The 7,267-nt window shown below is 73.6% G+C and carries 6 protein-coding genes and 2 pseudogenes; 6 read left to right on the top strand and 2 right to left on the bottom strand.

What is annotated here, in order from left to right:
- Positions 1 to 32: 32 nt before the first annotated feature.
- The 4 genes and pseudogenes from MDN94_RS19145 (at position 33) to MDN94_RS19160 (ending at position 3,035) form a co-directional block, all read left to right on the top strand.
- Positions 33 to 901 (top strand): annotated as a pseudogene (locus MDN94_RS19145) (ATP-binding cassette domain-containing protein).
- Positions 898 to 1,547, top strand: a pseudogene (locus MDN94_RS19150) (ABC transporter). Before MDN94_RS19145 ends, MDN94_RS19150 begins: the two co-directional pseudogenes overlap by 4 nt.
- A gap of 10 nt (positions 1,548 to 1,557) precedes the next feature.
- Entirely contained in the window at positions 1,558 to 1,755 is a 198-nt protein-coding gene (locus MDN94_RS19155) for a hypothetical protein (RefSeq protein WP_482726950.1), read from the top strand.
- A 161-nt stretch (positions 1,756 to 1,916) separates the two neighbouring features.
- Positions 1,917 to 3,035, top strand: coding sequence for an AI-2E family transporter (locus MDN94_RS19160; RefSeq protein WP_482726951.1), 1,119 nt, complete (start codon positions 1,917 to 1,919; stop codon positions 3,033 to 3,035).
- Between the two features lie 7 nt (positions 3,036 to 3,042).
- Here MDN94_RS19160 and MDN94_RS19165 read toward each other — a convergent pair whose 3' ends face one another.
- Together MDN94_RS19165 and MDN94_RS19170 are read right to left on the bottom strand one after the other, a co-directional pair.
- Positions 3,043 to 3,933, bottom strand: coding sequence for a DMT family transporter (locus MDN94_RS19165; RefSeq protein WP_482726952.1), 891 nt, complete (start codon positions 3,931 to 3,933; stop codon positions 3,043 to 3,045).
- 90 nt (positions 3,934 to 4,023) lie between these two features.
- Positions 4,024 to 4,866, bottom strand: coding sequence for a polysaccharide deacetylase family protein (locus tag MDN94_RS19170; RefSeq protein WP_482726953.1), 843 nt, complete (start codon positions 4,864 to 4,866; stop codon positions 4,024 to 4,026).
- A gap of 172 nt (positions 4,867 to 5,038) precedes the next feature.
- On the opposite strand from MDN94_RS19170, the gene MDN94_RS19175 reads away from it, so the two are divergent.
- Together MDN94_RS19175 and MDN94_RS19180 are read left to right on the top strand one after the other, a co-directional pair.
- On the top strand, positions 5,039 to 5,569 hold the full coding sequence (locus tag MDN94_RS19175) for a hypothetical protein (RefSeq protein WP_482726954.1): 531 nt from the start codon (positions 5,039 to 5,041) through the stop codon (positions 5,567 to 5,569).
- Between the two features lie 151 nt (positions 5,570 to 5,720).
- Positions 5,721 to 7,034, top strand: a complete 1,314-nt coding sequence (locus MDN94_RS19180) for a S1 family peptidase (RefSeq protein ID WP_482726955.1) — start codon at positions 5,721 to 5,723, stop codon at positions 7,032 to 7,034.
- The last annotated feature ends 233 nt before the right edge of the window (positions 7,035 to 7,267 follow it).

Consider the following 7,267-nt stretch of genomic DNA (forward strand, 5'->3'; position numbering starts at 1 on the left):
TGGGCCGTCGTTACGGCCTCGGCGGGCCCTGGATGCTGCGCGCGGTCGACCTCGACCTGCTCCCGGGCACCCTCGCCCGCGTCGAGGGTGCCAACGGGAGCGGCAAGTCGACGCTTCTTAGGCTGCTCGCCCGCATCGACGCCCCTCCGAGGGCCGGATCACCGGCCGGCTCCGCACGGCCTGCGTCCCCGAACGCTTCCCCGTCGCCCTGCCGTTCACCGCAGCCGGCTACCTGACGCATCTGGGCCGCATCCACGGACTGGGGCGGCAGGCGGCGGCCGCCGGTGCGCCGAGTGGCTCGAACGCTTCGGGGCCGCCGCGTACGCCCGTACGCCTCTCGGTGAACTGTCCAAGGGCACCAGCCAGAAGGTCGCCGTGGCCCAGGCGCTCCTCGCCGGCCCGGAACTGCTCGTGCTCGACGAGGCATGGACCGGCCTCGACATCCCGGCGCGCGAGCAGCTCGACCTCGCGGTCGCCGAGCTGGTTCACGGCCGGCGCCTCGGTGGTGCACGTCGACCGCGACCCCCGGCGGCCGGCCGAGGCGGCCGACGCGGTCTTCCGCGTACGGGGCGGCCGGGTCGAGGAGCTGCCGGCCGACGGTCCGTCGGACGCCGGGCGGGAGCCGGGCAGGTGGGCGCGGATCGTGGCGGTCGGCCGCCCCGGCGCACCGCTGCCCGGCGGGCTGCCGGGAGATCCGGAGGCCGTCGCGGGAGAGGACGGCTGCACCGTGTTCACCGTCCCGGCCGGCCACTCCGACGCCCTGCTGCGGTCGCTGCTCACCGCCCGGCCGCCGTGGCACATCCGGCACCTGGAGGGGGCGGTGGAACCGGTCGCGAACGCCTCCGCGACAGCGGCCACAGCGACGACCGCGCGCCCGACAGGACCCGGCACGACGACATGACGGCACTTCTGCGTCACCGCACCGCCCTTCTCATGCGCTCCCAGCGCCGGCTGCCGCCCGTACTGCTCTACGGCGCCTTCCTGGCCGTCGGCGTCCAAGGCGGCGGACCGGTCCTGGACGCCCTCGGATATACGGTCGCCGCGCTGCGCCGCCGGCCGCGCGGAGCGTGACGGCGGCTGCCGCCGGCGCCCCCCGGGCGCACCTGGCCCAACTGCTCGCCGCCGCCCTGTGCGCGGCGGTCCTGGGCACCGCCGCCGTGATCGTCGTCGCGCTGGTCAGTGCCCCTTCCGGCGCCACTCAGCAGGTAGCGGTCCCGCGGCCGGCCGCGGCGGAGGCTGGGCTCGTCGCCGGCGCGGTCTGCGTCCTGCCCGGACTGGCGGTCGGGGCGCTCTGCACCCGGCCGATGCTGCACGCGCGGGGCTGGTCACTGGCGGCGACGGTCCTGCTGGCGCTGCCGGCCCTGGTCTGCGCTGGATCTCCGGCGAGGTACGCCGTCACCGGCCTGGTCACGGGATCACGGAACGGCGTGGTGACACTGCCGCTGCTGCCGCTCCTCGCGGCGGCGCTGGTCGCCGCCGCGGGAGCCGGCGTCACGTCCGTGCCGGCGCCGCTTCGGAGTGCGGACGGCGGCAGAACGGCGAGCTAGAGTCGAATGCATGGACGAGTATGAGCCGTACTGCGAGACCCCGGAGAGGGAGGCGGCAGGGCAGGAGGCCCGGACCCCGGCCGAGGTGCCCTTCGCCGAATGCGTCCTGTGCCGTGCGCCGACCGAGTATCCCGAGACGGTCAAGGGCGCGACGCTGTGTCCGGTGTGCGAGTGGCGGGAGGCGGAGCGCACGGCATGCTCCGGCTGACCGCGTGACCCGCGAACTCCCCTGACCGCCGGCCCGAGCGCCCGCTTGCCGGCGGGGCGGTCGGTGGTGCGTGGTGCCCTCGCGGGCAGCAGGGCTCGGGGGTGCCTTCGGGGGAACAAGGCGTCGCGAGCGTGGTACCGGGCCCTTCCGGTGGTACGCCGATGTGCATGCCACCAAGGCCGCCCGACCTGCAGCAGCGCCCCCCGGAAGAGCCCACAGCCCCGCAGCGGGTGCCCGAGGCCCTGCGGACGGCCGCCGCGTACGCATGGCGGATCCTCGTCGTGGCCGCCGCCGTCTACAGCGTGTTCGCCGTGCTCGGCCGGTTCCACGAGATCGCCGTGGCCGTCTTCCTGGGTTTCGTCGTCACCGCCGTGCTCCGGCCGGTGGCCGACCTGGTGGCACGCGTACTGCCGCGCCCGCTCGCCGTCGCCGTCTCGCTGCTCGCCGCCATCGCGCTCGTCCTGGGGCTGCTCGCCCTGGTCGGCGAGGCGGTCGCGCGGGAGCGGACGACTCTGGTGCGGGAGTTCCGTACCGGTATCGAAAGGATCGAGAACTGGCTGGAGCGGCCACCGTTCCGTGTCGATCCCGAGGCGCTCACCGACATCCAGTCCCGCATCGGCCAGTGGCTCTCCAGCCACCGGTCCACCGTCATCAGCGAGGCGATGAGCGGTGGCCGCACACTGGTCGAAGTGCTGACGGTGATCGCCCTCGCGCTGTTCTGCTCGGTCTTCTTCATCCACTCCGGAGACCGCCAGTGGGGATGGTTCTGCGGTCAGTTGCCGTCGAACGCCCGCCGGCGCGCCACGGTGGCGGGGCGGGCCGCCTGGCGGACCTTCACCGGCTACACGCACGGCATCCTCCTGGTGGCCGCCACCAACGCGATCCTGGTCGGCATCGCCCTGTTCGCCCTCGGTGTCCCGCTGGCGCTGCCGCTCGCCCTGCTGGAGTTCTTCGCGGCGTTCATCCCGCTCGTCGGCTCCCCGGTAGCTCTCGCGGTGGCCGCGGTGGTGGCTCTCGCGGCCAAGGGCCCGTTGACGGCGGCCGTGGTCGTCGCGCTCATCGTCGTGATCGGGCAGATCGAGGGACACCTGCTGCATCCCATCGTGATGAGCTGGGCCGTCCGGCTGCATCCGGTGGTCGTCGCGCTGTCGGTCGTCGGCGGCGCCGTCGCGGCGGGGGTGGTGGGCGCGGTCGCCGCCGTGCCGCTGGTGGCCGTCCTGTGGTCGGTCCGGCAGGCGCTGAGGCCGGCCGGGGACGACGCTTTCGGGAAAGGCGGCTGACCGGCCGTCAGGGCGCCGCCCGTTCCGGTTCGCCGGACGCGACCAGCGAACGGGCGAGCGGCATCCGGGCCAGGGAGAGGACGCCCGCCACGACCAGTGTCACGCCGAGGGCCTGCGGGATGAGCCACCAGCCGGTGCGGATGTCCTCCTCGTACAGGAGCATGCCGAGGCTGAGGCTCACCGCCGCGTCGCCGAGGGTGAGCGCGGGCTGCGACGCGACCAGCGGACCGGCCTGCATCGCGTTCTCCAGCAGGAAGAGTGCGAACCCGCCGGTCGCCGCGAACGCGTACGTCTGCCAGGCCGTGAAGAAAGCGCCGATGCCGTGGTCGTCCAGCGTGTGCACCGCCGACTTCATCAGGGCCGCGGTGAGCGCGTAGCTGATCGCGGTGGCTGAGCCGAAGCAGGCCGCGCGGGCACGGCCCTCGGGGCGGCGCAGCGCGGCGGCGGTGAGCGCGATGACGGCCCCGCCGCACACGGCGAGGGCGACGATCCAGCGGTCCAGGGGTACAGAGGTGCGGTCGCCGGAGGGCGACGCGGCGGCGAGGGCGACGCCCAGGCCCGTCACCACGGCGGCGACCGCCACCCAGCCGGCGCGCGAAAGGCTGCCGTGCAGAATCAGCGTCGCGAGGATCAGGGCGAGCGGCAGCTCGAGCACGAACAGCGGCTGAACGATCGTCAGCGGTCCGGTCCCGAGCGCCACCGCCTGGCACAGGCCCGCGACGACGACGGCGAGCATGCCCAGCAGCCAGACGGGCCGGTGCAGCAGATCGAGCATGAGGCCGGCGCGCAGGCCCTCGGAGCGGGGCACGTCGAGGGCGGCCTTGCGCTGGAGCACGGTGGCGAACGCGTTGCTCAGCGCCGCGCCGAGCGCGAACAGTACAGGGAGCAGGGTGTGCACGTGATCGGCCTCCGTAGGGTGCCGGGGTCGCGGTGGGGGTTTCGGTGGCCGTCGCCGTCGGTCGGCATGCGGCGGGCGGCCGGGGGACGGCTATCGCATCAGCTCGGAGACCTTGACGAACCGGTAGCCGCGGCGGCGTAGTTCCGGGACGATCCTGCGGACGGCCTCCTCGGTGACGGGAGCGGCGCTCCGGGTGCAGTGCATGACGACGAGCGAGCCGGGTCGCACCCCGCCGAGTACCTGCTCGGCGACGGCGTCGGCGTCGGTGGCGAAGGCGTCACCGCTGACGACGTCCCACTGCACCGCGGTGACCCCGGCCGGAGCCAGCGCCCGTAGCGCCGCGTCGTCGTAACAGCCTCCGGGGAAACGGAAGTACGGCACGACGTTGCGGGCGCCGGCCTTCTCGAACGCGGCGAAGGCCCGCCGGACATCGGTGAGCATGTCCTGCGCGCCGATCTCGGGGAGGCCGTAGCACGGGGAGCTGAAGGCGTGGTGGCTGTAGGAGTGGTTCGCGAGCTCGAACAAGGGGTCGGAGCCGATGGACTTCGCCTGGGCGGGATACTCCTCGGCCCAGCGGCCCGTCATGAAGACCGTCGAGGGGACCTTCAGGATCCGCAGGGCCTCGATCAGGGCAGGGTTGTCGAACCGTTCGCCGCGTTTGGCGCGCGGGCCCTGACCGGCGGTCATGTCGGCGTCGAAGGTGAGCGCGACGGTCCTGTCCGCGGTGCCCTCGTCCGCCTTGGCGCGCATGAACACCGGGGTGTGGCCGCCGGGCCCGGGGGCCATCGTCGGAGCGCTGTGACGGGGGGCGGAGGGAGCAGGGCGCGGCGGCGACGACGTCGGTGCGGGGACGGGGGCGCCGGAAGAGCCGCAGCCGACGAGTACAGTGCCGGCGACCGTCAAACCTGTAACTTTACGGACAAATCTGATCATTTACGAAAAGTAAGTGATCGGTGCCTCTGCGTACGGTCACCAGGGCCCGGCGTCCGGGTGCGTCGTCCGGAGGATGCCCGTTCGGTCCGGTCGCCGGGCAGGGTTCCGCGACCTGGATTGCACTGTGCAATCATGCGAGCGACTGTTGGCCCGCGTGCTCTGGAGGAACGGCATGGCAGAGCAGCCCCTGACGGCCGGTGTGCTCGCCACGGCGGCGGACGCGCTCGCCGTGCCGGACGACCGTGGCGGTGCCGTGTGGCGGCTGACGCCGGCGGCCCGGCAACTGGACGCCAATCTCGTACGGCTCCCGCCCGGCACCCGGCGCCCCGGTCATGTCGAACCGGACCTCGACGTGCTGCTCTGCGTTGTCCACGGCAGCGGCGAACTCGTGACCCGGGGCGTGCGGCAGGAGCTCGGACCGGGATGTGTGGCCTGGCTGCCGCACGGCATGGAACGCTCCGTCGCGGCCGGGCCGGACGGCCTCGTCTACGTCACGGCGCACCGGCGCCGGCCGGGCCTGTCCATCGGCAACGTGACCGCGAACCGTGAGACGTCCGGCGGTGCCGGTACGGCCGCGGCCCGCGAGACACCCGGCGGAGAGCCGGCCTGCATGCTCGGCCGCATCTGCCCCGAGTGCGATCGTCCCGCGGACGAACCCGGCGCACGCTACTGCAGTCGGTGCGGCACCCGGCTGCCCTCATGAGCCTTACCTCCGGCATCTTCTGACGACAAGTCAGGCAGCGATTTCGCGATCGCGATGAGTACAACTCACGCCTCATCCGTATCAACGGTCGGACGCGTCCCCCGGTCTGTCGTCGACAACCGGATTCCGTATCCCCGCAGGAGGCGGCGAGTTGAGTCACAGGCGAATACCCAAGCGAAAGGCCGTGCTTGCAGGAGCCGGGGCGGTGGGCATCGCCGCGGCCGCCGTGCTGCTGCCGCACGCCAACGCATCGCAGTCCGGCTCCGGTTCCGGGCCGGAGGCCGACCCGAGAACCCTGAGCGCCGCGGCCGCCCAGGACCTTGTGTCGGAACTGGGCCCCCAGCTCGGTGACGCGTATGCAGGTGCGTACTACGACGCGCAGAAGCAGCAGGTCGTCGTCAACGTAGTCGGTGACAGCAACAACGTCATCGTCCAGGTCAACGAGGCCGGAGCCGTCGCGCGGCCCGTCGAGAACAGCATGGGGCAGCTCAAGGCGGCAGCGGACACCCTGGCCCGTAAGGCCGCGGTCCCGGGCACGGCCTGGGCCGTCGATCCCAGGACCAACCAGCTCCTGGTCACGGCCGACCGCACGGTCGCGGGCGACGGCTGGAACCGTCTGGAATCGACCGTGAAGTCCCTCGGTTCCGGGATGGCCCGGATCAAGAGGTCGGCGGGTGAGTTCAAGCCCTTCCTCGAAGGGGGCGACGCCATCTTCGGAGGCGGGTCGCGCTGTTCCCTCGGCTTCAACGTGACCACGGGCGACGGTCAGCCCGGCTTCCTCACCGCCGGACACTGCGGCGTCGCGGACGACCAGTGGTCCGAGGAAGCGGACGGCGCACCCATCGGTACGGTGCAGGCGGCGACGTTCCCCGGCGAGGGCGACTTCGCACTCGTCACGTACGACGACCCTGCCACCGACGCCCCCGGCACGGTCGACCTCGGCAACGGTCAGACCCTCGACATCGTGGGTGCCGACGACGCGGCGGTCGGCCAGGAAGTGTTCCGCATGGGCAGCACCACGGGCCTGAACAGCGGTCAGGTCACCGGTCTGAACGCCACCGTGAACTACCCGGAGGGCACGGTCACCGGCCTCATCCAGACGAACGTGTGTGCGGAGCCGGGTGACAGCGGCGGCGCCCTGTTCACCCGCGACGGTGCCGCGATCGGCCTGACCTCGGGCGGCAGCGGTGACTGCACGTCGGGCGGCGAGACGTTCTTCCAGCCGGTGACGACGGCGCTCGCGGCGGTCGGCGCGGAGATCACCACGGGCGACGGCGGCGGCGCGGCCGAGCAGGACGGTCAGGGCCAGGACGGTCAGGGCCAGGACGGTCAGGACCAGGGCCAGCAGCAGGACGGCCAAAACCAGGGAGGTCAGGACCAGGAACAGCAGCAGGACGGTCAGGATCAGGACGCCCAGGATCAGCAGGGCCAGGACCAGCAGCAGGGAGGCTCCGACGGCAACTGACCCGTAGTCACTGCCCCGCCGGCGGTTCTCCCTCCCCCCGTCGGCGGACCGTCCCCCCCCCCGCCCGGGGCGGGGGCGCCCCCCCCCCCCCCCCCCCCGGCCCCCCCCCCCCCCGCCCCGGGCCCCCCCCCCCCCCCCGCGCCCCCCCCCCCCCCCCCGCGGGGCCCACCCCCCCCCCCCCCCCCCCCCACCTCCCCCCCCCCCCCCCCCCCCCCCCCCCCCCCCCCCCCCCC

The sequence above is a fragment of the Streptomyces sp. WAC00040 genome (assembly GCF_056835925.1).

Bases quoted from the DNA above. Each gene is read 5' to 3' on its own strand.
- MDN94_RS19155 (WP_482726950.1), top strand. From the start codon at position 1,558: ATGGACGAGTATGAGCCGTACTGCGAGACCCCGGAGAGGGAGGCGGCA.
- MDN94_RS19160 (WP_482726951.1), top strand. From the start codon at position 1,917: ATGTGCATGCCACCAAGGCCGCCCGACCTGCAGCAGCGCCCCCCGGAA.
- MDN94_RS19170 (WP_482726953.1), bottom strand. From the start codon at position 4,866: ATGATCAGATTTGTCCGTAAAGTTACAGGTTTGACGGTCGCCGGCACT.
- MDN94_RS19175 (WP_482726954.1), top strand. From the start codon at position 5,039: ATGGCAGAGCAGCCCCTGACGGCCGGTGTGCTCGCCACGGCGGCGGAC.